The following is a 23,428-nucleotide window of genomic DNA, read 5'->3' on the forward strand; positions in this document are numbered from 1 at the left end:
CGTCCGGTTCCCGTTGTTCGTCGGCTGCTCATTCCTGCCGGGCCTTCCTCGGTACGTTCCCCCTGCGGAAGGCTCTTCATGAACCACCCGGACCGCCCCGACACCTCGCAGGGCGACCTCGCCCAGCCGAAGACCCTCCTGGCGTTGCCCGCGGTCACCTCCTTCGCCGACCTGGAACTGCCGGCCGAGGTGCTGCGAACGCTCACCGAGCTCGGTGTGCGCGAGCCCTTCCCGATCCAGGCGGCCACGCTGCCCAACGCCCTCGCGGGCCGAGACGTCCTGGGCCGCGGGCGCACCGGATCGGGCAAGACGCTCGCCTTCGGCCTGCCGCTGCTCGTACGGACGGCCGGGCGGCGCGCGGAGCCGAAGCAGCCCCTCGCTCTGATCCTGGTGCCCACCCGGGAGCTGGCTCAGCAGGTCACCGAGGCGCTCGCACCGTACGCCGACGCGCTCCGGCTGCGGATGGCCACGGTCGTCGGCGGTGTGTCGATCGGCCGGCAGGCCGCCGCGCTGCGCGACGGAGCCGAGATCGTCGTCGCCACCCCCGGCCGCCTGCACGACCTCATCGAGCGCAAGGCCTGCCGCCTGGGACGGGTACGGATCACCGTCCTCGACGAGGCCGACCAGATGTGTGACATGGGCTTCCTGCCGCAGGTCACCGAGGTGCTCGACCAGGTGCACCCCGACGGCCAGCGGATGCTGTTCTCGGCCACCCTGGACCGCGACGTCGACCACCTGGTCCGCAGCTACCTCCACGACCCCGTCGTCCACTCGGTCGACCCGTCCGCGGGCGCGGTCACGACGATGGACCACCATGTGCTGATCGTCCACGGCCCCGACCGGTACGCCGTCACCACGGAGATCGCCGCCCGCGACGGCCGCGTACTGCTGTTCCTGGACACCAAGCACGCCGTCGACCAGCTCACCAAACATCTCCGGGCCAGCGGAGTGCACGCCGCGGCCCTGCACAGCGGCAAGGCCCAGCCGCAGCGCACCCGGACCCTCGCCCAGTTCAAGAACGGCCAGATCACCGTTCTGGTGGCGACCAATGTCGCGGCCCGTGGCCTGCACATCGACGACCTCGATCTCGTGGTCAACGTCGACCCGCCCACCGACCCCAAGGACTACGTGCACCGTGCGGGCCGCACCGCCCGGGCCGGTGAGTCCGGCCGCGTCGTCACGCTGGTGCTGTCGGGCCAGCGCCGCGAGATGAGCCGGCTGATGTCCGAGGCCGGCATCGAGCCGACGGTCACCAAGGTGCGTTCGGGCGAGGCGGAACTGAGCCGGATCACCGGGGCCAAGGCTCCCTCCGGCACCCCGCTCGACGGGCCCGCCACACCCCGGCCCAAGAACACCAACGCCCCCTTCCGCGGCCTGGGCACCAGCAAGGACACCTCCCGCGGCACCGGCGGCAAGTCCCGCAAGTCCGGCGAGGCCCGCAAGCTCGCCGAGGCCCGCAAGGCGGCCATGGTCCGCCGCGGCGGCTGAGCGGCGCCCACCTGACACTCCCGTGTATCGCCGTCCTCGCGCTCGGTCTGCCGGTGGCGGTGGCGGCGCATGGCCGGACCGGGGTCAGAGCTGTTTGCGCGGCTGCTCGGGGTCCATCTCCGCCCCGCGCGAGGCCGGTTGAGGCGCGGTCATGTCCAGCAGGAGCAGGGCGTCGTGGTCGGGGGTGCCTGGTTCGGCGACGTAGACGCCGAGGCGTTGGCCCGGGGTGCCCTCCAGTTCCATGCTCTGGCCGGTGAGGGTGATCGTGCCGACGTGGGGATGGTGAAACGTCTTGCGCACGGGTTTGCGGCCGGTCACGTCGTAGCGTTCCCAGAGTCTGGCGAAGTCGGGGCTTTTGAGGAGCAGTTCACCGACGAGGTGGGTCAGGTCGGGGGCGTCGGGCGCGGTGCCGGCGATGGCACGCAGCCGGGAGACGCAGGTTCGGACCTGGTTGTCCCAGTCGGGGAACAGGGTGCGGGCGGTGGGGTGGAGGAAGAGGTACCGGGCCAGGTTGCGTTGCTTGGCGGGCCACTCGTCCAGACCCGCGTACAGGGCGAGACCACCGGGGTTCCAGGCGAGGAAGTCCATGCTTCGGCTGACGATGTAGGCCGGGTTCGGGCGCATCGACTCCAGCAGCAGCTTCAGATGGGGGCGCACCGTGCGGCTGGGCGCGGGAGGCGGCTCGGGTGCGTACCGGGCGGCGCGGGCGACCAGCTCGCGCAGATGGTGGTGCTCCTGGTCGTCGAGGTGCAGGGCGCGGGCGAGGGCGTCGAGGACTGAGGGGCTGGGGCGGGTCTCCTTGCCGCGTTCCAGTCGTACGTAGTAGTCGATGCTGATCCCGGCCAGGGTGGCCAGTTCCTCCCGGCGCAGCCCCGGGGTGCGACGCAGACCGGCACCGACGGTGAGGCCCACCTGCTCCGGAGTCGTCTGGGTGCGGCGGGCACGCAGGAACCGGCCGAGCTCCAGGCCGCCGCTTCCGCCGCCGGTGGTGGTGTGCTCAGATGCCATGGATTCAGTGTCACACCGCGCTGACCTGCTCGGCAGCGCGGTGGGGGGCCCTGTCATTACCCCCGAAGAGCGCGGCCTGCCACGCGGCGGGAAAAGGCGCGAAGGTGGTTTCCGGGCCAGAGTGGAACCCGCCGGAAGGCACTGGAGCGGAGAGAACCGATGCGCTACATCACCCTGCGTGACCTGGAGGTTTCCCGAATCGGTCTCGGTGCGATGGGGATGTCCCACGGTTACACCGACTCCGGGACCGACGAGGCGGAGTCCATCCGTACCCTCCACCGCGCCCTGGAGCTGGGCGTCACCTTCATCGACACCGCCGAGATCTACGGTCCGTACGTCAATGAGGAACTGCTGGGCCGTGCCCTGAAGGGGCGCCGCGACCAGGTCGTGCTGGCGACGAAGTTCGGCCTCGTCTCGCACGCGGGCGAGGGGGCGTGGACCCTGGACAGCAGCCCGGCCAACATCCGCACCGCCGTCGAAGGCTCGCTCACACGCCTCGGCACCGACCACATCGACCTGTACTACCAGCACCGCGTGGATCCGCGGGTGCCGATCGAGGAGACCGTCGGAGCGCTGGCCGAGCTGGTCGCCCAGGGCAAGATCCGCGCCATCGGCCTGTCCGAGGCCGGGCCCGACACCATTCGCCGCGCGCACGCCGTCCATCCGGTGACCGCGGTGCAGTCGGAGTACTCCCTGTGGACCCGCGACCCCGAAGCACGGGTGCTGCCGCTGCTGCGCGAGCTGCGCATCGGCTTCGTACCGTTCGCGCCCCTGGGACACGGCTTCCTCACCGGCACGATCCGCTCCACCGACGGTTTCCGGCAAGGCGACTTCCGGCACGGCAACCCGCGCTTCACCGGCGAGAACTTCCAGCGCAACCTGCGCCTCGCCGACGAGGTGCAGGCCGTCGCCGCCGAGGCCGGCGCCACCCCGGCCCAAGTGGCCCTGGCGTGGCTGCTGGCTCAGGGCGACGACATCGCCCCCATCCCCGGTACCAAGCGCGTCCACCGGGTCGAGGAGAACACCGCCGCCGACGGCATCCGGCTGACCGCCGCACAGCTCGACAGGCTGACCAGCCTCCCTCCGGCGGCCGGAGCCACCCACACGGAAGCGGGCCTGCGGATGCTCGAACGCTGACCACCCCGGCTCCCCGGCTCCTCCCACCCCGTCTCCCCGGCTCCTCCAACGCTCACCCCCCATCCCGCACAGAAGGACACCCTCATGCAGAACGTCACCCTGAACAACGGCGTCGAGATGCCGATCCTCGGATTCGGCGTCTACCAGATCCCGCCGGAGCAGACCGAGCAGGCCGTCTCCGACGCCCTCGCGGCCGGCTATCGCCTGCTCGACACGGCGGCCGCCTACCAGAACGAGGAAGCTGTCGGCCGCGCGATCAAGAACAGCGGCGTCCCGCGCGAGGAGCTGTTCGTCACCACCAAGCTGTGGATCCAGGACGCGCCCGCGCAGGAGAACACCCGGCGCGCCTTCGAGACGTCGCTGAACAAACTCGGCCTCGACCACCTCGACCTGTATCTGATGCACCAGCCCTACGGCGACGTGTACGGCCAGTGGCGAGCCATGGAGGACCTCCAGCGCGCGGGCCGCGTCAAGGCGATCGGCGTCGCCAACTTCTACCCCGACCGGCTCGTCGACCTCATCGCCAACAACGACGTCACGCCCGCGGTCAACCAGATCGAGACCCACCCGTTCTTCCAGCGCACCGCCGATCAGGAGCTCATGCGCGAGCACGGGGTCCAGATCCAGTCCTGGGGCGGGTTCGCCGAGGGCAAGAACAGTCTGTTCACCCACCCGCTGCTGAGCGAGATCGCAGAGAAGCACGCCAAGTCCGTGGCGCAGGTCGTGCTGCGCTGGCTGACCCAGCGCGGCGTCGTCGCGATCCCCAAGTCGGTCCGCGCCGAGCGCATGGCGGAGAACATCGACATCTTCGACTTCGAGCTCACCGACGACCAGATGACGGCCATCGCCACCCTGGACACCGGAACGTCCCTGTTCTTCGACCACCACGACCCGGAGATCGTCACCTGGCTCAGCAAGCGGCGCCTGGACAGCTGAGCCCGCGGGGCGCCTCGGCGCGCCCACAAGACTCGCCGGGTGTTCGGAGATGTCACAGGCCGGGTCGCTGTCTCGTCGTACGAGGTGCAGGCAATCCTCGATCAAGGAGCAGATGATGAACCTCGCACTGTGGATCGCTGCCGGACTGCTGGCCGCAGTAGCCCTGGCCGGCGGCGTCAGCAAGACATTCGTGCCCAGGGAGAAGCTGGCCGCGGCCCATGGCGGGGGATGGACCGAAGACGTCGGCGGCGGCTTCGTCAAGACCCTCGGCGTCCTCGAACTCCTGGCCGCGCTGGGCTTGGTCCTGCCCGCCGCGCTCGGCATCGCACCGGTTCTGGTGTCGGTGACCGCCGTCTGCTGGATCTTGCTGATGGCCGGCGCGATGATCACTCACGGCCGACTCGGCGAATCCAAGTTCGTGGCGCTGAACCTGATCTATCTCGCGCTTGCGGCATTCATCGCGTGGGGCCGATTCGGCCCCGAGTCCTTCACCGGCTGACCGGCGGCAACACACGGTTCCCGATGATCCAGTCCCGTCTCGTCTCGGGGGTTGAGAGTCGATTGTCGATCATGGAGGGTGAGGGTCACGCGAGTGTTCGTGGCAGGCAGGCAGGCAGGCAGGCAGGGGCGATGGCGCGGCGCCAGGGTTTCAAGGGGGAGCTGGTATGAGTAAGACCGAGGAGTTCCAGGAGCTGCGGCCGCTGTTGTTCTCGATCGCCTACCGGATCCTGGGCAGCGTGAGCGAGGCCGAGGACGCGGTCCAGGAGACCTGGCTGCGCTTCGAGGCCTCCGCGACACAGCCCAGGTCGACCAAGGCCTTTCTCTCGGCCGCGGTGACCCGGGTCTCGATCGATGTACTGCGCTCGGCCCGTGTCCGGCGGGAGGAGTACGTCGGGCCGTGGTTCCCCGAGCCGCTGCTCGCCGACCCTTATGAGGATCCGGCGCGGTCGGCGGAGCTGGCCGACTCGGTGTCGATGGCGGCCCTGTTGCTGCTGGAGCGGCTCAGCCCGCTGGAGCGTGCGGTCTTCGTCCTGCGGGAGGTGTTCGACTTCGGCTTTCCCGAGGTCGCGTCGGCGGTGGGGAGGTCGGAGGCTGCGTGCCGTCAGTTGGCGGTGCGGGCGCGGCGCCATATGGCAGCGGGCCGGCCTCGGTTCGACGCGGACCGCAAGGAGCGGGAGGAACTGGCGTCGCGGTTCTTCGACGCCCTCCGCGAAGGCGACGTCCTCGGCTTGCAGGACCTGCTCGCCGCCGATGTGTCGATGGTCGGCGACGGAGGCGGCAAGGCCCCGCAGCTGGCCAGGGCCGTCTTCGGTGCCTCGAACGTGGCCCGGCTGCTTGCCTCCGTCTTCCCTCTGTTGGCCCGGATCGACGTGACGTGCGAGCCGCACGAGGTGAACGGCCAGCCGGGCGCGATCTTCCGCGACCGGGACGGCAAGGTGATCCACACCCTGGTGCTCGATGTACTCGACGGGCAGATCCAGGCGATTCGCGCGGTGATCAACCCCGACAAGCTCGGGCACGTGGGCCCAGTAGCGGACGCCTGGGCAGTCCACCGCGACGTACAACAGGCACGCCGACCCACGGAGTAGCCGCGACAGCCGGCCGCACGGGCGTGGCGAAATCTTCTCGGCGCCCTCTGGACATCCCCCTCGTCTGCCGCAACCATGAAGGCAATTCCATACGGTATGCAATCTACACGCGGCGATGTACAAGTGAGGTGGCGATCATGACCAAGGCTCTCGAAGGTATCCGCGTCCTCGACATGACACACGTCCAGTCCGGTCCCTCGGCGACCCAACTCCTCGCCTGGCTCGGCGCGGACGTCATCAAGCTGGAGGCACCGGCCGGCGACATCACCCGCAAGCAGCTGCGGGACCTGCCCGGCGTCGACTCCCTCTACTTCACGATGCTCAACAGCAACAAGCGCAGCATCACCCTCAACACCAAGACCGAACGCGGCAAGGACATCCTCACCGAACTGATCCGCCGCTCGGATGTCATGGTCGAGAACTTCGGGCCCGGCGCCATCGACCGGATGGGCTTCACCTGGGACCGCATCCGCGAGATCAACCCCCGTATCGTCTACGCCTCCATCAAGGGCTTCGGGGAGGGCCCCTACACCGACTTCAAGGCGTACGAGGTCGTCGCGCAGGCCATGGGCGGGTCCATGGCCACCACCGGCTTCGCCGACGGACCGCCGCTGGCCACCGGGGCCCAGATCGGCGACTCCGGCACCGGCATCCACGCTGTCGCCGGCATCCTCGCGGCACTGTTCCAGCGCGAGAACACCGGGCGCGGTCAGCGCGTCAACGTGGCCATGCAGCACGCCGTGCTCAACCTCTGCCGGGTCAAGCTGCGCGATCAGCAGCGCCTCGCCCACGGCCCGCTCGCCGAGTACCCCAACGACGACTTCGGCGACGAGGTTCCCCGCTCCGGCAACGCCTCGGGCGGCGGTCAGCCCGGCTGGGCCGTGCGCTGCGCACCCGGCGGACCCAACGACTACGTCTACGTCATCGTCCAGCCCGTCGGCTGGAAACCGATCAGCGCCCTCATCGGACGGCCCGAACTCGCCGACGACCCCGACTGGGCCACCCCCGAAGCCCGCCTGCCCAAGCTCACCAAGATGTTCCAGCTCATCGAGGAATGGACTGCCACCCTCCCCAAGTGGCAGGTGCTGGAGCAGCTGAACGCCCACAACATCCCCTGCGGACCCATCCTCTCCACCCAGGAGATCATCGAGGACGCCTCCCTCGCCGCCAACGAGATCGTCGTCGAGGTCGAGCATCCCGAACGCGGCTCCTACGTCACCGTCGGCAACCCCCTCAAACTGTCCGACTCGCCGGCCGACATCACCACCTCGCCCCTCCTCGGCGAACACAACGAAGAGATCTACGTCGGCGAACTCGGCCTCGGAGACGAGGAACTCAGCCTCCTGAAGTCGAGCGGAGTGATCTGACCGACAGCCCTCGGCCGTAGTGGCCGGCCCCCGATGCCGGGCAGGGCCGCACCGGCCGGTGATACGTCGTCGTCGCAGGTCCTGCCCAGTTGATAGGCGGCGTTTATCACGTAGAAGTTGTTCTCTCTTTGACTACCTCTCATGGCCTGTCCGAAGCTGATCTCCGAGCGGCCACGGCGCTGGATCCGCCGTACGCGCGGCAGCGACAGCGGCAGAAAGGCACAGGCCAAGACCATGAGCACCATCGAAGACCCGACGGACGACCGGCTGGAAGTCACCGCGCCCAAGACCTGGGCGACCGGACTGCCCGCGGTGACGCACGCGATGCAGTACTCGCTGGGCCAGACGTCGGTCCGGCGGACGGCGCTGACGCTGCTGAACATCAACCAGACCAAGGGTTTCGACTGCCCCGGCTGCGCCTGGCCGGAGCCCGCGCCGGGGCACCGGGCGAAGAACGAGTACTGCGAGAACGGCGCCAAGCACATAAGCGACGAGGCGACCTCGCGCCGGGTCACGGCTGACTTCTTCCGTACGCATCCGATCTCGGAACTGGCGGAGAAGTCCGACTACTGGCTCAACCAGCAGGGCCGGCTGACCGAACCCATGGTCAAGCGGCCCGGGGCCGATCACTACGAGCCGGTCGGCTGGGACGAGGCGTTCGGTCTGCTCGCCGAGGAACTGCGCCGGCTCGACTCACCCGACGAGGCCCTCTTCTACACCTCGGGCCGGCTCAACAACGAGGCCGCGTTCCTTCTTCAGCTCTTCGTCCGGGCCTTCGGCACGAACAACCTGCCCGACTGCAGCAACATGTGCCATGAGTCCAGCGGCTCCGCACTTCAGGAGACGCTCGGGATCGGCAAGGGCAGCGTGAGCCTGGACGACATCCACCACTCCGACCTCATCCTCGTGGTGGGGCAGAATCCCGGGACGAATCATCCGCGGATGCTCTCCGCCCTGGAGGAGACCAAGCTCAACGGCGGTCACATCGTCGCCGTGAACCCGCTGCCCGAGGCCGGGCTCATCCGCTTCAAGCATCCCCAGAAGGCCCGCGGAATCGTCGGCCGCGGCACCGCCATAGCCGACCAGTTCCTGCAGATCCGACCCGGCGGCGACCTCGCGCTCTTCCAGGCGCTCAACCTGTTGCTGCTGGAGGCCGAGGACGCGAGGCCGGGTGCGGTGCTGGACCACGGGTTCATCGCGGCGCACACGACGGGCTTCGACGCGTTCGCCGAGCGGGCCCGCAAGGCCTCCTGGGACGACATCCTCGAAGCCACCGGACTGACCCGGGAGGAGATCGAGGCCGTGGGGGAGCGGGTCCTGCGGAGCGAGAGCATCATCGTCTGCTGGGCGATGGGACTGACGCAGCAGAAGCACGCCGTGCCCACCATCCGTGAAGTCGTCAACTTCCTCATGCTGCGCGGCAACATCGGCCGGCCCGGGGCGGGCGTCTGCCCGGTCCGCGGCCACAGCAACGTACAGGGCGACCGGACCATGGGCATCTGGGAACGGATGCCGCAGGCCTTCCTGGACGCGCTGGAGCGCGAGTTCGCGTTCACCCCACCCACCGAGCACGGCCTGGACTCGGTGAACGCCATCCGAGCCATGCGCGACGGCGAGGCCAAGGTGTTCCTCGGGGTCGCCGGCAACTTCGTACGGGCCACCCCCGACAGCGAGGTCACCGAGCGGGCGATGCGGCGGTGCCGGCTCACCGCGCACATCTCCACCAAGCTCAACCGCTCCCACACCGTCTGCGGCGACACCGCGCTGATCCTGCCCACGCTCGGCCGCAGCGACCGGGACATCCAGGCGGGCGGCGAGCAGTTCATCACCGTCGAGGACTCGATGAGCGAGGTGCACGCCTCCCGTGGCCGCCTGGACCCGGCCTCACCGCACCTGCTCAGCGAGGTGGCGATCATCTCGCGGCTGGCCCGGCGCACCCTGGGCGACAACCCCTCCATACCCTGGGAGAAGTTCGAGGCGGACTACGGCACGATCCGGGACCGGATCTCCCGGGTCGTCCCGGGCTTCGAGGACTTCAACGCCCGGGTGGACCGGCCGGGCGGCTTCCGGCTGCCCAATCCGGTGAACGAGGGGGTGTTCCCCACCCCGAGCGGCAAAGCCGTCTTCACCTGCAACGACTTCGAGATGCTGCACGCTCCCGAGGGGCATCTGCTGTTGCAGACCCTGCGCTCCCACGACCAGTGGAACACCGTTCCGTACGCCATGAACGACCGCTATCGGGGCATCCACAACGCCCGCCGGGTGGTGCTCGTGAACCCCGTCGACCTGGAGGCGCTGGGGCTCGCCGACCGCACTGAGGTGGACCTGGTGAGCGTGTGGCGTGACGGCGTGGAACGCCGTGCGGAGAAGTTCCGGGTGATCGCCTATCCGACCACCCCCGGTTCCGCCGCGGCGTACTACCCCGAGACCAACGTCCTGGTGCCGCTGGACAGCGTGGCCGACATCAGCAACACACCGACCTCGAAGGGCGTCGTGGTCCGGCTGGAACCCGCCGTCGCGGGGTGAGGCACACCGGGGGCGCGACCCGGGACACTCCCGGGCGCGCCTCTCGACTTCTGGCTACTCCATACCGTATACAGATTGATACTAAAATCCTTCTGATTTCCCGGGTGCCCGGCTCCTGCGCGGGCGTGGGGGCGGCCGTCGCGTGGGAATGCTGAGGGCGTCTTCAACCCCACTTGTCCGCGACGTGATCCATGGTCTTGTCGAATTCGACCGGAGTGAGGTAGCCCAGCATGTCGACGTCAGCTTCCCGATCCACCCTGCCCGCCGACGGCGTTCCCGGCAGCCGCACGGTCATCGACCGGCTCGTGGAGTCCAATCGCGCGTACGCCGCCGGATTCGCCGACCCGGGCATGGGCGCCCGTCCGGTTCTGCGCGTCGCCGTCGTGGCCTGCATGGACGCCCGGATCGACCTGCACGCCGCGCTCGGCCTGGAGCTGGGCGACTGTCACACCGTGCGCAACGCGGGCGGAGTCGTCACCGACGACACGATCCGCTCCCTGACGATCAGTCAACGTGCACTCGGCACCCGCAGCGTCATACTCATCCACCACACCGGCTGCGGCCTGCAGAGCCTGACCGAGGACTTCCGGCACGAGCTGGAGATGGAGGTCGGACAGCGGCCGGCCTGGGCCGTGGAAGCCTTCCGGGACGTCGACCAGGACGTACGGCAGTCGATGCAGCGCGTGCGTACGTCACCGTTCCTGCCGCACACCGATGATGTCCGCGGCTTCGTCTTCGACGTGTCGACCGGGCTCCTGCGGGAGATCGACCCGCGGTCCTGAGCGGTCGTCAGGCGCGCTCGGCCGCCGTCACCGCCGCGATCTGCCGGCAGTAGAAGTCGGTGGTGTTCCGGGTGTGCCGGCCCATGAGGTGCTCGGCGCGGTCGGGGTCGCCGTCGGCGACGGCCCGGATGATCTGCGCGTGCTCGCTCCACGCGTCCGTGCCGCGCGGTTTGGCGATGGGCATGTAGTACCAGCGCACACGCCGGTCGACCTGCGGGATCAGTTCGGCGAGCACCGCGTTGCGCGACAGATGGGTGATGTGACCGTGCAGCGCGGCGTTGGCCTCGACGATGGCGCGGGCGTCCCCGGCCGCGAGCGCGGTGAGGCCCGTCTGTTGCAGCTCCCACAGACGGGCGACGTCCTCGGCGGTGGCGTGTTCGGCCGCGCCCCGCGCGGAGTGGGTCTCCAGGACCCCCCGGACGCTGAGGAGTTGGGCGCACTCCTCGGCGGTGGGGGAGTGGACGAAGGCGCCCTGGGCGGGGCGCAGGTCGACCCACCCGGTGGTGTGCAGGCGCTGCAGGGCCTCCCGGATGGGCTGGCGGCTGACGCCGAGGTGTTCGGCGAGCTCGGCCTCGACCAGGTGCTGGCCGGGCTTGAGGGAGCCGTTGATGATCAGTTCGGTCAGGGTGTCGTAGACGGCCTGGCGCAGTGGGGCCGGCCGGTTGATCGGGCCGCGGGCTGCCACGGTGGGCGTGTCGGGCATGGGGCCTCCCCGTCGTCGGACTGCGAACGCCATGTCAATGGGTTCGGGATACAGATTTCAGTATGCAATAGCCCCTGTGATGTGTGCCGCCCGTGTCGCGAAGTCACGGAAACTGCCTTTCCCCCGCCTCTGGCGCTTCCGCACAGGAGACAACATACTGTATGCAATCTAACTCCCGATGCGTGCTGCCGAAAGCCGCTCCCGAGGAGGGGGTCACCCCGTGTCGTACCGCACCTCTCTCACCGATGTCCTGACCGGCGTCATCGCGCCCTCCGCCGAAGTCACCGCCAGAGAGGGCAAGTTCCCCCGCGGCGCGGTGACGGCCCTCGGCCACGCCGGGCTGCTGGGGCTCACCGTCTCCGCGGAATTCGGCGGCGGTGGCATGGATCTGCCGGATGCCGCCGAGGTGGTGGCACGGACCGCGCGTGTCTGCCGGGCGACCGCGGCCGTGCTCCAGTCCCACTACGCGGCGGTCGCCGTGATCGAGTCGTACGGCAGCCCCTGGCTGCGCGGTGAGATCGCCGCCGGACGCCATCTGAGCAGCCTCGCGCTGGCCGAGGACGGCAGCCCCGGCGAGCAGGGTGGGCAGGCCCAGTACTGGGCGTCGCACTCCGTCGCCGCCCGCTCCGGTGACGTGGTCGCGCTCCGCGCCCATAAACGCGAGGTGGTCGCCGCGGGGGAGGCCGACAGTTACGTCTGGTCCTCGCGGCCGCTCACCGCGGTGGACGGACTGACACTCTGGGTGGTCCCGGCGCACGCGCCCGATCTGTTCGTGCCCGCCCGGCCGGGCGGGGGCGGGCCGAACGGCAGCGCGACGTCCACCGTGTTCGCCGATCCGGTGCTGGTTCCCGCCGACGCGATGCTCGGAGGGGACGGCGGCGGGCTCGACATCGTGCTGCGTACGGTGCTGCCGTGGCTGCTCGAACTGCGGGCCGCCGCCGGGATCGAGGCCGCACATCCCGCGACCGCCGGCGCCTTCCCCGGGCCGGCTCGCCGCCCCACGGATTCGCTGGCGTCATCCTGAGACCGTGGGGAGCGGGCCCTGCCTGCTCGCCCGCTCGGTCACAGGCCCGGTCAGTCCTTGCTCGTGCCCGCCGCGATCTGCTTGCGGTAGAAGTCGGTGGTGCGTTCGGTGTGCTTGCGCATGACCTCGCCGGCGCGGTCCGCGTCGCCCTTGGCGATGGCCTTGATGAGCTGGGTGTGCTCGTTCCAGGCCTCCTTGCCGCGGGGCCGGGCGATGGGCGTGTAGTACCAGCGGACCTTCTGGCTCACCCCTGAGATCAGTTCGGCCAGCACGGCGTTGTCGGCCACGGCGGTGATGAAGGCGTGCAGGGCGGTGTTGGCCGTGACCAGGCGCTCGACGTCGCCCGCGGCGAGGGCGTCGACGCCTTCCCGCTGCAACTCCTGAAGGCGTTCGACGTCTTCGGGCTTCGCGTTCTGGGCGGCGAGCTGGGCCGAGTACGTCTCCAGTACCGAGCGGACGCCGAGCAGTTGGGCGGCCTCCTCCTCGGTGGGGGAGTGGACGAAGGCGCCCTGGGCGGGGCGCAGGTCGACCCAGCCGTCGGTCTGCAGTCGTTGCAGGGCTTCGCGCACCGGCTGGCGGCTGACGCCGAGGTGTTCGGCGAGCTCGGCCTCGACCAGGTGCTGGCCGGGCTTGAGGGAGCCGCTGACGATCAGTTCGGTCAGGGCGTCGTACACGGCCTGGCGCAGCGGCGCCGGGCGCGTGACGCGCCGGGACGCGGCGGCCGTGAGTGCCTCGCGCATGGTTGCCCCGTTCCGCCACCGGGCCCGCGGGGCCGACGGCTCTGCCAAGTGGTGGCCGCCGAGAGGGTCGCCGACGGCAGCGTCAGCATACAGGTTTTGGTATGCAAGATGGCGTGCGTCCTGGAGGGTGCGATGGGGGCGATGCCCTGGTGGGCGGGGAGTTCCGGCGGGGGTCGGGCTCTCGTGAACCCCTGCGCGGGGCCGGTTCCTGTGCGGGGCCGGTTCCGATTCCGTACGACTGACTTCTGTATACAGAAGCCTGTATGGGGTATCGTCTCAGTCTCCTGCAAGCATCGCCGGGAACCCGTGGGACGGAAGGCGGAGCGATCATGACGACCAGCGGGAGTGACGCGACGGTCGAGGACGTGGTCCGGAGAGTGGTGGCCGGACACCGCGATCAGCGCGGGGCGCTGCTGCCCGTACTGCACGCCGTGCAGGCCGAGTTGGGCCATGTGCCACAAGAGGCCATTCCGGTATTGGCCGACGAACTGAACCTCTCCCGGGCGGACGTCCACGGAGTGGTGACCTTCTACCACGACTTCCGGCGCGAGCCCGCCGGACGGACCACGGTGCGCATCTGCCGCGCCGAGGCGTGCCAGGCCCTTGGGGCGGACCGGCTGGTGGGCTACGCCCGCGAGGCCGGACTGTCGCTAGGCGAGACGACGGCGGACGGTTCGGTCACCGTCGAGCAGGTCTTCTGCCTCGGCAACTGCGCCCTCGGGCCCGCGGTCGAGGTCGACGGCCGGCTGTACGGACGTGTGGCCCCGGCCCGGCTGGGCTCGATCCTCAACGGGACGGTCTCCTCATGAACAACTCTTCGCACTCCGCGGCGACGGTCTATGTGCCCCGCGACTCGGCGGCCAGGTCCGTCGGCGCGGACGAGGTCGCCGACGCCCTGCAACGCGCCGCCGATCGCGGAGACTTCGCCATCGACGTCGTACGCAATGGATCGCGCGGCATGCTGTGGCTGGAGCCCTTCGTCGAGGTGGCGACCCCGCAGGGCCGCGTCGGCTACGGGCCGGTGCGCCCCGAGGACGTGGACGACCTGCTGGCCGCTGGCCTGCTCGACGGCGCGGACCATCCGCTGCGCCTGGGCGTGGTGGACGAACTGCCCTGGATGGCCGGCCAGAACCGCGTCACCTTCGCCAGGGTCGGGGTCACCGACCCGCTGTCGACCGACGACTACCTGGAGCACGGCGGACTGGTGGGGCTGCGCGCGGCGCTGGACCTCGCCCCCGCGGACGTGGTCGCGGAGGTCACCGCGTCCGGGCTGCGGGGCCGGGGCGGCGCGGGATTCCCGGCCGGCATCAAGTGGAAGACCGTGCTGGAGTGCGCCGACGCCCTGAAGTTCGTCTGCTGCAACGCCGACGAGGGCGACAGCGGGACCTTCGCCGACCGCATGGTCATGGAAGGCGACCCCTTCCTGCTCATCGAGGGCATGACGATCGCCGCGCACGCGGTCGGCGCGAGCGAGGGCTACCTCTACATCCGCTCGGAGTACCCCGACGCGGTGGCCACGATGCGCGCGGCCATCGACATCGCGCGCGGGCACGGATGGCTCGGGAAGGGCATCCTCGGCTCAACGCTCGACTTCGACCTGCACGTACGTGTCGGCGCAGGCGCGTACATCTGCGGCGAGGAGACCTCCATGCTGGAGAGCCTGGAGGGCAAACGGGGCACGGTCCGCGCGAAGCCGCCGATCCCGGCGATCGAGGGCCTGTTCGGCAAACCGACCGTCGTGAACAACGTCCTCACCCTGGCCACCGTCCCCCTCGTCCTCGCGGACGGGGCGAAGGCGTACCAGGACCTCGGCGTCGGGCGCTCCCGCGGCACCCAGGTGTTCCAGCTCGGCGGCAACATCGCGCACGGCGGCATCGTGGAGACCGCGTTCGGCATCACCCTGCGCGAACTGGTCGAGGACTACGGCGGCGGCACGTTCTCCGGGCGCCCGGTGCGCACGGTGCAGGTCGGCGGGCCGCTCGGCGCCTATCTGCCGACGTCGATGTTCGACCTGCCCATGGACTACGAGGCTTTCGCGGCCGCCGGCGCGATGGTCGGCCACGGCGGCATCGTCGTCTTCGACGACACCGTCGACATGGCCGCCCAGGCGCGCTTCGCGATGGAGTTCTGCGCCGAGGAGTCCTGCGGCAAGTGCACTCCGTGCCGGGTCGGTTCCGTACGCGGCGTCGAGGTCATCGACAAGATCGTGGCCGGCACGCACCGGGACGAGAATCTGGCCCTGCTCGAAGATCTGTGCGACCTGATGACCGATGGCTCGCTGTGCGCGATGGGCGGGCTGACACCGATGCCCGTACGCAGCGCCCTCGCTCACTTCCCCGACGACTTCCTCGGCGGCCGTCGAAGCCTGGAGATCCAACCCGTACAAGCGACTGGCGTGAGGACGGAGGGCACGGCATGACACTCCTCAAGGAACCCGACTTCGGAACCCCGGAAAGGCCCGGCCCGGCGACGGTGTCGGTGGAGGTGGACGGCCTGCCGGTGACCGTCCCGGAGGGCACGTCGGTGATGCGCGCCGCCGCGCAGGCCGGCGTCGAGATACCCAAGCTGTGCGCCACCGACAGCCTTGAGGCGTTCGGCTCGTGCCGGCTGTGCGTGGTGGAGATCGACGGCCGGCGGGGCACCCCGGCGTCCTGCACGACACCGTGCGCCGACGGGATGCGGGTGAGCACACAGACGCCGAAGGTGGAGAAGCTCCGCCAGGGCGTCATGGAGCTCTACATCTCCGACCATCCGCTGGACTGTCTCACCTGCCCCGCCAACGGCGACTGCGAGCTGCAGGACATGGCCGGGGTGGTGGGGCTGCGGCAGGTGCGGTACGGCTACGAGGGGGAGAACCACCTCGACGCCGAGAAGGACACGTCCAACCCGTACTTCGACTTCGACCCCTCCAAGTGCATCGCCTGCTCCCGCTGCGTACGGGCCTGCGGCGAGGTGCAGGGCACGTTCGCGCTGACCATCGAGGGGCGCGGCTTCGACTCCAAGGTCTCGCCCGGCGCCGGTGAGACCTTCATGGACTCCGAGTGCGTCTCCTGCGGGGCCTGCGTACAGGCCTGCCCGACCTCGACGCTCCAGGAGAAGTCGGTCGTCGAACTCGGCATGCCGACCAGGTCAGTTGTGACCACCTGCGCGTACTGCGGTGTCGGCTGCTCGTTCAAGGCCGAGCTGCGCGGCGACGAGCTGGTGCGGATGGTGCCGTACAAGGACGGCGGAGCCAACGAGGGCCACTCCTGTGTGAAGGGCCGCTTCGCCTTCGGCTACGCCTCACACCCCGACCGGGTGCTCAAGCCCATGGTCCGCGACCGGATCACCGATCCATGGCGCGAGGTCGAGTGGGACGAGGCGATCGGCACGGTCGCCACCAAGATGCGCGAACTCCAGGCGCGCTACGGATCGAGTGCGATCGGCGCCATCTCCTCCTCGCGGTGCACCAACGAAGAGGTCTACGTCGTACAGAAGATGGTGCGCGCGGCCTTCGGCAACAACAACGTCGACACCTGTGCCCGGGTCTGCCACTCCCCGACGGGATACGGACTCAAGCAGACCTTCGGTGAGTCGGCCGGCACCCAGGACTTCCGTTCGGTGGCCGAGGCCGACGTGATCATGGTGATCGGGGCGAACCCCACGGACGGGCATCCCGTGTTCGCCTCCCGGATGAAGCGCCGGCTGCGCGAGGGCGCCGAGCTCATCGTGATCGACCCGCGCCGCATCGACCTGGTGCGCTCGCCGCACATCGAGGCCGCGCACCACCTCCAGCTCAGGCCGAGCACGAACGTCGCGGTCGTCAACGCCATGGCGCATGTGGTGGTCACCGAGGGCCTGGCCGACCTGGCTTTCGTGGCGCAGCGGTGCGAAGGGTTCGAGGAGTGGGCGGAGTTCGTCGCCCGCCCGGAGAACAGCCCGGAGGCCACCGAGGAGATCAGCGGCGTACCGGCCGGGGAACTGCGGGCCGCCGCCCGGCTGTACGCGGGGGCACCCAACGGGGCCATCTACTACGGCCTCGGCGTCACCGAGCACAGCCAGGGCTCGACCATGGTCATGGGCATGGCCAACCTCGCGATGGCGTGCGGCAACATCGGCCGCGACGGCGTCGGCGTGAACCCGCTGCGCGGTCAGAACAACGTGCAGGGCTCGTGCGACATGGGCTCCTTCCCGCACGAGCTGCCCGGCTACCGGCATGTCTCCGACGACGCCGTACGCGAGGTGTTCGAGAAGCTCTGGGGCGGCACCCTCCTGGCCGAGCCCGGACTCCGGATCCCGAACATGTTCGACGCCGCGATCGACGGGACCTTCCGGGGCCTGTTCGTGCACGGCGAGGACATCGCCCAGTCCGACCCGAACCTCCAGCATGTCACCGCGGCGCTGGAGGCCATGGAACTGGTGGTCGTCCAGGACCTGTTCCTCAACGAGACGGCGAAGTTCGCGCACGTCTTCCTGCCCGGTGCGTCGTTCCTGGAGAAGGACGGCACGTTCACCAACGCCGAGCGCCGGATCAACCGGGTGCGCGCGGTGATGAAGCCGAAGACGGGCAAGCACGAGTGGCAGATCGTCAGCGAGATCGCCACCGCCATGGGCTATGCGATGGCGTACGACCATCCGAGCCAGATCATGGACGAGATCGCCTCGGTCACACCGACGTTCACCGGGGTGTCCTTCGAGGTGCTGGACAAGCTCGGCAGCGTCCAGTGGCCGTGCAACGAGTCGGCTCCGGAGGGAACTCCGGTCATGCACGTCGACGAATTCGTGCGCGGCAAGGGCAAGTTCGTGGTTACCAGCTATGTGCCGACGAACGAGCGCAGCACCCGGCGCTACCCGCTGGTCCTGACCACGGGCCGCATCCTCAGCCAGTACAACGTCGGCGCGCAGACCCGCCGCACCGGCAATGTCGCCTGGCACCCCGAGGACATCCTGGAGCTGCACCCGCACGACGCCGAGGTCCGCGGCATCAACGACGGCGACCTGGTGACGCTCGCCAGCCGCGTCGGGCGGACGACCCTGCACGCGGAGATCTCCGACCGGATGCCGGCCGGCGTCGTCTACACCACGTTCCATCACCCCGTGACCGGCGCCAACGTGGTGACCACGGAGAACTCGGACTGGGCCACCAACTGCCCGGAGTACAAGGTGACCGCCGTACAGGTGGGGCTGGTGAGCCCGCTCCAGCACAGCGACACGGAGCTTGCCGAGGACGATCAGCTGGTCACGGTGGTGGACTGAGATGGCGGGCGCAGTGCCACCGGAATCCAGGATGGCCAACGACATCGCCGCACACCACGGCCACCTGCCGGGCGACGTGGCCGCCGAGGCGATCGCGGGACACCTGGGCAGGTTCTGGGACCCGCGGATGCGTACGCGGTTGTACGCGTTCGTCGACGCCGGAGCGGACGGGCTGGACCCGTTGGTGGTCGCCGCGGTGAAGCTGATGCGCTGAACGGCGAACCGCACCGGAGCCCGGGGCCGGAACGGCCGGCCCCGGGCGCCGCTTGCCGCGCTGGGTAGGCTTTCGCCGATCACCTGGCATCCGGAGAGGAGCCGTTCATGCTGTTCCGGCAGCTCGAGTACTTCGTGGCGGTGGCCAGGGAGCGTCACTTCGCCCGGGCGGCGGAATCCTGCTACGTGTCGCAGCCCGCGCTCTCGGCGGCGATCGCCAAGCTGGAGCGCGAGCTGAACGTCACGCTGATCAACCGCGGGCACAACTACCAGGGCCTCACCCCGGAAGGCGAACGCCTCGTCGTGTGGGCCAAGCGGATCCTCGCCGAGCAGGACGCGTTCAAGGCCGAGGTGGCCGCCGTGCAGTCGGGCATCACGGGGACGCTCCGGCTCGGCACGGACCCCACCGCGTCGACGACCCTGGCGCTTCCGGTGGCCGCCTTCTGCGCGGCCCACCCGCTGGCCAAGGTGCAGGTCCGCTCCCGGCTGTCGACGAAGGAACTGCACCGCCAGCTGCGCGACTTCGAACTGGATGTGGCGATCGCCCACTTCGACCCGGGCGACCAGGAGGGGCTGACGGTCGTCCCCCTCTACCAGGAGCGGTACATGCTGCTCGTCTCGGACGACCAGCTGACCTCCCAGGCCTCGACCATGACCTGGGCGGACGCGGCCCAGCTGCCGCTCGCGCTGCTCACCCCCGACATGCGGATCCGGCAGATCGTCGACAGCGTCTTCGCGGACAAGGGGTTCGTGGTGACCCCGCAGGTGGAGACCGACTCGATCGCCTCCCTCTACGCGCATGTGGGCGGCGGAGGATGGGCCAGCATCGTGCCGCACACCTGGCTGCGCGCGATGCCGGTCATCGGCAGGACCAGAGCGCTGCCGCTGGTCGACCCGGAGGCCGGGGCCCAGGTCTCGGTGGCGATCCACGCGGCGACCCCCGGTTCGGTCGCCGCCCGGGCGTTCGTGAACGCGGCGACGGGCCTGTCGCTGGACGACTTCTTCGCCAGTCCACTGCCGGCCGAGCACCGCGTGCGCTGAGCGGGACGCCCAGGCGTCACGGCGCGGCGTACCGGTCTTCCACCGCCCGCCGGTCGAGCCCTCCCTTGGCGGTGTACGGCAGGGCGTCGACGAACGCGAGCCGGTCGGGCACCTCGAAGGCGGCCAGCCGGTCACGGCAGTACCGCAGGATCTCCTCGCTCCCGACGCACTCGCCCTCGCGTACGACGACGGCGGCGCCGACACGCTGCCCGTACGTCGCGTCGGGGATCGCGAACACGGCCGCCTCGGCGACTCCGGGGCACCCGGCGAGAATGTCCTCGACATGCTCGGGGGAGATCTTCTCGCCGCCCCGGTTGATGAGGTTCTTGATCCGCCCGGTCAGGGACAGATGGCCGTCCTTGTCCAGTGCGCCCAGATCGCCGGTGCGCAGCCACCCGTCGGAGAAACCGCGCGCCGTCTCGGCCGGGTTGGCGAGATAGCCGCGGGCCACGGTCGGGCCGTGCACCCACACCTCGCCCTCGACGCCGACCGGGCAGGCGCACCCGTCCGGGCCGACGACCCGCACTTCCACTCCGGTCGGCCGGCCGACCGAGCCGTGCTTCAGCGGCCCGCGCTGCGGCAGCGGCTCGCTGGTCGCCTGGTGCGTGGACTCGGTCATCCCGTACGCGGACAGCAGCGGCGCCCCGAACGTGCGCTCAAGTGCCCGCTGCGTCGCCGTGTTGAGAGGCGCGCTGCAACTGCGTACGAACCTCAGGGGTGGCGCCTGCGGACCCGGGTACTCGGTCTCCGACCGGTCCAGGAGGATCTCGTGGATGGTCGGGACCGCGGTGAACCAGGTGGCGGACGCGGCGCGCATGTCGTCCCAGAACGTGCGGGCCGAGAACCGTCCCCGCTCGGGCAGCAGGACGCACCCTCCGCCGGCCAGCGAGGCCAGCAGCGCCGCGAACAGCCCATGGCCGTGGAAGAACGGCATCACCGCGACCGTCGCGTCGCCGGTTCCCAGTTCGTACGTGGCGCAGATGCCCCGTACCGACGCGGCCACGTTGGCGTGCGTCAGCGGGACCATCTTGGCCCGGTCGGTGGTCCCCGCGGTGAACAGGACCAGGGCGTCGTCGGGCGACAACTCGCCTGCCGCGCCCTGGACCTGGCGCATCGCGAGCGCACCGGGTTCGAGCGCCACGGCCGCCGTTCCGGCGCGGGAGACGTCCACGCGCAGCGGCCAGCTCGGCACCGGCACCGCCGCGATGGGCGGAGCGCCGGCCGCGGGCGGACCGAGGAGGACCGCCGGGGCGCCCAGCGCTTCGAGCCGGGCCGTCAGCTGGGTCGCGGGCAGCGCGGGGTCCAGCGGAGCGACCACCAGACCCGCCCGCGCCGCGCCGAGCAGCGCCACGACGAACTCGGCGGTGTTGGAGCAGATCAGGCCGACCGGGTCGCCCCCGCGCAGCCCCGTACCGGACAGCCGGGCGGCCACGTCGTCGGCCAGGGACGCCAGGGCACGGTAGGACAGGTGCACCCGTTCCGCGGTGACGACGAGGGCCCGCGCGTGCGGACGTTCCCGCACCTGCCGGTCGAGGAGATCGACGAGGCCCGTGACCTCCGGGGGCCGGTACCGGTTCGCGTCGCGCACGGATGCCGCGGCCGGAACGGCCATGACCCCACCTCCTCGCGCCAGGTCTGATGAAGCAGTCCTCTGCGAGCCTGCGGTGGCGCGCGGTGCGCGTCCAATACGTACTGGCGAACGGCCGATAGCAGCCATCTATCAAGGGAGTTGCGGGCCCCTCCACCAGCGATCGATAGATGTTGTTTATCGGCTGGTCGTCGATGGGTCTTGGACGCGGGCAGGCGCGCTGCCGAAGGTGAGAGGAGTAGCCGCACCGGCATGACCTGCCCAAGGAGGACCTCGGACCATGACCGCCCCCTCGACTTTGGAGACCGCGGCAGCAGCCGACGTTCCGACCGAGCTCACCGACGGGTACCACCTGGTCGTCGACGCGCTCAAGATGAACGACGTCGACACCATCTACGGGGTGGTCGGCATCCCGATCACCGACCTGGCCCGCCTCGCCCAGGCGCAGGGCATCCGCTACATCGGCTTCCGCCACGAGAGCAACGCGGGACACGCGGCGGCGGCCGCCGGCTACCTCACCAAGAAGCCGGGCGTGGCGCTCACGGTGTCCGCACCGGGCTTCCTCAACGGTCTGGTCGCGCTGGCGAACGCCACCACGAACTGTTTCCCCATGGTGCAGATCTCCGGCTCCAGCGAGCGGCACCTCGTCGACCTCAAGCAGGGCGACTACGAGGAGATGGACCAGCTCGCCGCCGCGCAGCCGTTCGTCAAAGCCGCGTACCGGGTGAGCCGGGTGGAGGACATCGGCCGCGGCATCGCCCGCGCGCTGCGCACCGCGATCTCCGGGCGCCCCGGCGGTGTCTACCTCGACATACCCGCCGCGGTGCTCGGCTCCATCATGGACGCGGAGGCCGGTGCCAGGACGCTGAGCCGGCTCGTCGACCCGGCGCCGCGCCAACTGCCCGCGCCCGAAGCCGTGGACCGGGCGATCGAGCTCCTCGCGAGCGCCGAACGGCCGCTGGTGATCCTCGGCAAGGGCGCCGCGTACGCCCAGGCGGACGCCAAGATCCGGGAGTTCATCGAGTCCACCGGCATCCCCTACGTACCGATGTCGATGGCGAAGGGCCTGCTGCCCGACGACCACCCGCAGTCCGCGGCCACCGCCCGGTCGATGGCGCTGAAGAAGGCCGACGTCGTGATGCTCGTCGGCGCCCGCCTCAACTGGCTGCTCAACCACGGCGAGGGGCCGTCGTGGAACCCCGACGCGAAGTTCATCCAGGTGGACATCGAGCCCAAGGAGATGGACAGCAACCAGCCCATCGCCGCCCCGCTCGTCGGCGACATCGAGTCGGTCCTCGACGCGCTCGCCGAACGCACCAAGCCCGGCCAGATCGCGGCCCCCGCCGCCTGGCGCGAGGAGCTGGGCGCACGCTCGGCGCAGAACGTCGCCAAGATGGCGGAGCGACTCAAGGCCGACCCGCACCCCATGCAGTTCATGGGCGCCCTGAAGGCCGTACGCGATGTCATCCACGCACGCCCCGAGACGTACCTCGTCAACGAGGGAGCCAACGCGCTGGACATCGCGCGCAACGTCATCGACATGCACGTACCGCGCCACCGCCTCGACAGCGGCACCTGGGGCGTCATGGGCATCGGCATGGGATACGCCATCGCCGCCGCCGTCGAGAGCGGCGCACCGGTCGTGGCCGTGGAGGGCGACAGCGCCTTCGGGTTCAGCGGCATGGAACTGGAGACGATCTGCCGCTACAAGCTGCCCGTCGTCACCGTCATCATGAACAACGGCGGTGTCTACCGCGGCGACGACGTCAACCCCCTCGACGACGCACCGTCCCCGACGACCCTGATGCTCGCCGCCCGCCACGACCTGATGATCGAGGCGTTCGGCGGCAAGGGCTATCGCGCGACCACGCCCGCCGAAGTCACCGCAGCCCTCACCGAGGCACTGGCCTCGGGCGGCCCGGCGCTCATCGACTGCGCGATCGACCCCTCGGCCGGTACCGAGAGCGGCCACATCGCGCATCTCAACCCGAAGGGCATCACCGTCGGCAACATCACGCCGGCGAAGAAGTAAGTGCCTTCACCCCGAACTC

At 70.0% G+C, this 23,428-nt stretch carries 19 protein-coding genes; 15 read left to right on the forward strand and 4 right to left on the reverse strand.

The annotated features are described in order from the left end of the window. Nucleotides 1-78 precede the first annotated feature (78 nt). Nucleotides 79-1,488 carry a DEAD/DEAH box helicase gene (locus tag OG975_RS40395; RefSeq protein ID WP_406334536.1) on the forward strand — a complete coding sequence of 470 codons (1,410 nt, stop codon included), beginning with the start codon at nucleotides 79-81 and terminating at the stop codon, nucleotides 1,486-1,488. Nucleotides 1,489-1,572: 84 nt separating this feature from the next. On the opposite strand, the gene OG975_RS40400 is transcribed toward OG975_RS40395, so the two are convergent. After that, entirely contained in the window at nucleotides 1,573-2,496 is a 924-nt protein-coding gene (locus tag OG975_RS40400) for a helix-turn-helix transcriptional regulator (RefSeq protein WP_406334537.1), read from the reverse strand. Nucleotides 2,497-2,655: 159 nt separating this feature from the next. Here OG975_RS40400 and OG975_RS40405 point away from each other — a divergent pair, with 159 nt between their 5' ends. From OG975_RS40405 to OG975_RS40435, 7 genes are all read left to right on the forward strand, one after another. Then, nucleotides 2,656-3,633, forward strand: a complete 978-nt coding sequence (locus OG975_RS40405; RefSeq protein ID WP_406334538.1) for an aldo/keto reductase — start codon at nucleotides 2,656-2,658, stop codon at nucleotides 3,631-3,633. A gap of 84 nt (nucleotides 3,634-3,717) precedes the next feature. After that, nucleotides 3,718-4,569, forward strand: a complete 852-nt coding sequence (locus OG975_RS40410) for an aldo/keto reductase (protein ID WP_406334539.1) — start codon at nucleotides 3,718-3,720, stop codon at nucleotides 4,567-4,569. Nucleotides 4,570-4,684: 115 nt separating this feature from the next. Continuing rightward, entirely contained in the window at nucleotides 4,685-5,068 is a 384-nt protein-coding gene (locus tag OG975_RS40415; protein ID WP_406334540.1) for a DoxX family protein, read from the forward strand. Nucleotides 5,069-5,234: 166 nt separating this feature from the next. Then, a complete protein-coding gene (locus tag OG975_RS40420) occupies nucleotides 5,235-6,158 on the forward strand; it encodes an RNA polymerase sigma-70 factor (RefSeq protein WP_406334541.1) in 924 nt (307 codons plus the stop codon). A 137-nt stretch (nucleotides 6,159-6,295) separates the two neighbouring features. Further along, nucleotides 6,296-7,525 carry a formyl-CoA transferase gene (gene frc, locus OG975_RS40425; protein WP_406334542.1) on the forward strand — a complete coding sequence of 410 codons (1,230 nt, stop codon included), beginning with the start codon at nucleotides 6,296-6,298 and terminating at the stop codon, nucleotides 7,523-7,525. 234 nt (nucleotides 7,526-7,759) lie between these two features. Next, nucleotides 7,760-10,051 (forward strand): FdhF/YdeP family oxidoreductase, encoded by a 2,292-nt coding sequence (locus OG975_RS40430; protein ID WP_406336688.1) that lies wholly within the window; start codon nucleotides 7,760-7,762, stop codon nucleotides 10,049-10,051. A gap of 230 nt (nucleotides 10,052-10,281) precedes the next feature. Further along, nucleotides 10,282-10,833, forward strand: a complete 552-nt coding sequence (locus OG975_RS40435; RefSeq protein WP_406334543.1) for a beta-class carbonic anhydrase — start codon at nucleotides 10,282-10,284, stop codon at nucleotides 10,831-10,833. A 7-nt stretch (nucleotides 10,834-10,840) separates the two neighbouring features. Here OG975_RS40435 and OG975_RS40440 read toward each other — a convergent pair whose 3' ends face one another. Further along, nucleotides 10,841-11,536: a GntR family transcriptional regulator gene (locus tag OG975_RS40440; RefSeq protein ID WP_406334544.1), complete on the reverse strand. Its 696-nt coding sequence runs from the start codon at nucleotides 11,534-11,536 to the stop codon at nucleotides 10,841-10,843. Nucleotides 11,537-11,756: 220 nt separating this feature from the next. On the opposite strand from OG975_RS40440, the gene OG975_RS40445 reads away from it, so the two are divergent. Beyond that, entirely contained in the window at nucleotides 11,757-12,560 is an 804-nt protein-coding gene (locus OG975_RS40445; RefSeq protein ID WP_406334545.1) for an acyl-CoA dehydrogenase family protein, read from the forward strand. Between the two features lie 50 nt (nucleotides 12,561-12,610). Here the strand turns inward: OG975_RS40445 and OG975_RS40450 are convergent, their stop codons facing one another. Further along, nucleotides 12,611-13,300, reverse strand: a complete 690-nt coding sequence (locus tag OG975_RS40450) for a GntR family transcriptional regulator (RefSeq protein WP_330308723.1) — start codon at nucleotides 13,298-13,300, stop codon at nucleotides 12,611-12,613. A 329-nt stretch (nucleotides 13,301-13,629) separates the two neighbouring features. On the opposite strand from OG975_RS40450, the gene OG975_RS40455 reads away from it, so the two are divergent. The 5 genes from OG975_RS40455 to OG975_RS40475 all read left to right on the forward strand — a co-directional run bounded on the left by OG975_RS40455 (nucleotide 13,630) and on the right by OG975_RS40475 (nucleotide 19,789). After that, nucleotides 13,630-14,109: a formate dehydrogenase subunit gamma gene (locus OG975_RS40455; RefSeq protein WP_406334546.1), complete on the forward strand. Its 480-nt coding sequence runs from the start codon at nucleotides 13,630-13,632 to the stop codon at nucleotides 14,107-14,109. Beyond that, nucleotides 14,106-15,719 (forward strand): formate dehydrogenase beta subunit, encoded by a 1,614-nt coding sequence (locus tag OG975_RS40460; RefSeq protein ID WP_406334547.1) that lies wholly within the window; start codon nucleotides 14,106-14,108, stop codon nucleotides 15,717-15,719. Before OG975_RS40455 ends, OG975_RS40460 begins: the two co-directional genes overlap by 4 nt. After that, nucleotides 15,716-18,535 carry a formate dehydrogenase subunit alpha gene (gene fdhF / locus OG975_RS40465; protein ID WP_406334548.1) on the forward strand — a complete coding sequence of 940 codons (2,820 nt, stop codon included), beginning with the start codon at nucleotides 15,716-15,718 and terminating at the stop codon, nucleotides 18,533-18,535. The genes OG975_RS40460 and fdhF overlap by 4 nt, the downstream gene beginning before the upstream one ends. A gap of 31 nt (nucleotides 18,536-18,566) precedes the next feature. Beyond that, nucleotides 18,567-18,749, forward strand: coding sequence for a formate dehydrogenase subunit delta (locus OG975_RS40470; RefSeq protein WP_406334549.1), 183 nt, complete (start codon nucleotides 18,567-18,569; stop codon nucleotides 18,747-18,749). 107 nt (nucleotides 18,750-18,856) lie between these two features. After that, the gene (locus OG975_RS40475; RefSeq protein ID WP_330308727.1) at nucleotides 18,857-19,789 is read left to right on the forward strand and encodes a LysR family transcriptional regulator; all 933 of its coding nucleotides are present in this window, start codon (nucleotides 18,857-18,859) and stop codon (nucleotides 19,787-19,789) included. A gap of 16 nt (nucleotides 19,790-19,805) precedes the next feature. Here OG975_RS40475 and OG975_RS40480 read toward each other — a convergent pair whose 3' ends face one another. Next, nucleotides 19,806-21,401 carry a FadD7 family fatty acid--CoA ligase gene (locus tag OG975_RS40480; RefSeq protein ID WP_406334550.1) on the reverse strand — a complete coding sequence of 532 codons (1,596 nt, stop codon included), beginning with the start codon at nucleotides 21,399-21,401 and terminating at the stop codon, nucleotides 19,806-19,808. A 256-nt stretch (nucleotides 21,402-21,657) separates the two neighbouring features. On the opposite strand from OG975_RS40480, the gene oxc reads away from it, so the two are divergent. Further along, nucleotides 21,658-23,409: an oxalyl-CoA decarboxylase gene (gene oxc / locus OG975_RS40485; RefSeq protein ID WP_406334551.1), complete on the forward strand. Its 1,752-nt coding sequence runs from the start codon at nucleotides 21,658-21,660 to the stop codon at nucleotides 23,407-23,409. The last annotated feature ends 19 nt before the right edge of the window (nucleotides 23,410-23,428 follow it).

The organism is Streptomyces sp. NBC_00203 (assembly GCF_045206325.1).
GTDB classification, from domain to species: Bacteria; Actinomycetota; Actinomycetes; order Streptomycetales; family Streptomycetaceae; genus Streptomyces; species Streptomyces lutosisoli.

Coding starts and splice junctions, on each gene's coding strand:
- OG975_RS40455 (WP_406334546.1), top strand. CDS start 13,630: ATGACGACCAGCGGGAGTGACGCGACGGTCGAGGACGTGGTCCGGAGA.
- OG975_RS40405 (WP_406334538.1), top strand. CDS start 2,656: ATGCGCTACATCACCCTGCGTGACCTGGAGGTTTCCCGAATCGGTCTC.
- OG975_RS40395 (WP_406334536.1), top strand. CDS start 79: ATGAACCACCCGGACCGCCCCGACACCTCGCAGGGCGACCTCGCCCAG.
- OG975_RS40475 (WP_330308727.1), top strand. CDS start 18,857: ATGCTGTTCCGGCAGCTCGAGTACTTCGTGGCGGTGGCCAGGGAGCGT.
- OG975_RS40440 (WP_406334544.1), bottom strand. CDS start 11,536: ATGCCCGACACGCCCACCGTGGCAGCCCGCGGCCCGATCAACCGGCCG.
- OG975_RS40435 (WP_406334543.1), top strand. CDS start 10,282: ATGTCGACGTCAGCTTCCCGATCCACCCTGCCCGCCGACGGCGTTCCC.
- OG975_RS40420 (WP_406334541.1), top strand. CDS start 5,235: ATGAGTAAGACCGAGGAGTTCCAGGAGCTGCGGCCGCTGTTGTTCTCG.
- OG975_RS40480 (WP_406334550.1), bottom strand. CDS start 21,401: ATGGCCGTTCCGGCCGCGGCATCCGTGCGCGACGCGAACCGGTACCGG.
- OG975_RS40450 (WP_330308723.1), bottom strand. CDS start 13,300: ATGCGCGAGGCACTCACGGCCGCCGCGTCCCGGCGCGTCACGCGCCCG.
- OG975_RS40400 (WP_406334537.1), bottom strand. CDS start 2,496: ATGGCATCTGAGCACACCACCACCGGCGGCGGAAGCGGCGGCCTGGAG.
- OG975_RS40430 (WP_406336688.1), top strand. CDS start 7,760: ATGAGCACCATCGAAGACCCGACGGACGACCGGCTGGAAGTCACCGCG.
- OG975_RS40470 (WP_406334549.1), top strand. CDS start 18,567: ATGGCCAACGACATCGCCGCACACCACGGCCACCTGCCGGGCGACGTG.
- OG975_RS40460 (WP_406334547.1), top strand. CDS start 14,106: ATGAACAACTCTTCGCACTCCGCGGCGACGGTCTATGTGCCCCGCGAC.
- OG975_RS40410 (WP_406334539.1), top strand. CDS start 3,718: ATGCAGAACGTCACCCTGAACAACGGCGTCGAGATGCCGATCCTCGGA.
- OG975_RS40415 (WP_406334540.1), top strand. CDS start 4,685: ATGAACCTCGCACTGTGGATCGCTGCCGGACTGCTGGCCGCAGTAGCC.
- oxc (WP_406334551.1), top strand. CDS start 21,658: ATGACCGCCCCCTCGACTTTGGAGACCGCGGCAGCAGCCGACGTTCCG.
- fdhF (WP_406334548.1), top strand. CDS start 15,716: ATGACACTCCTCAAGGAACCCGACTTCGGAACCCCGGAAAGGCCCGGC.
- frc (WP_406334542.1), top strand. CDS start 6,296: ATGACCAAGGCTCTCGAAGGTATCCGCGTCCTCGACATGACACACGTC.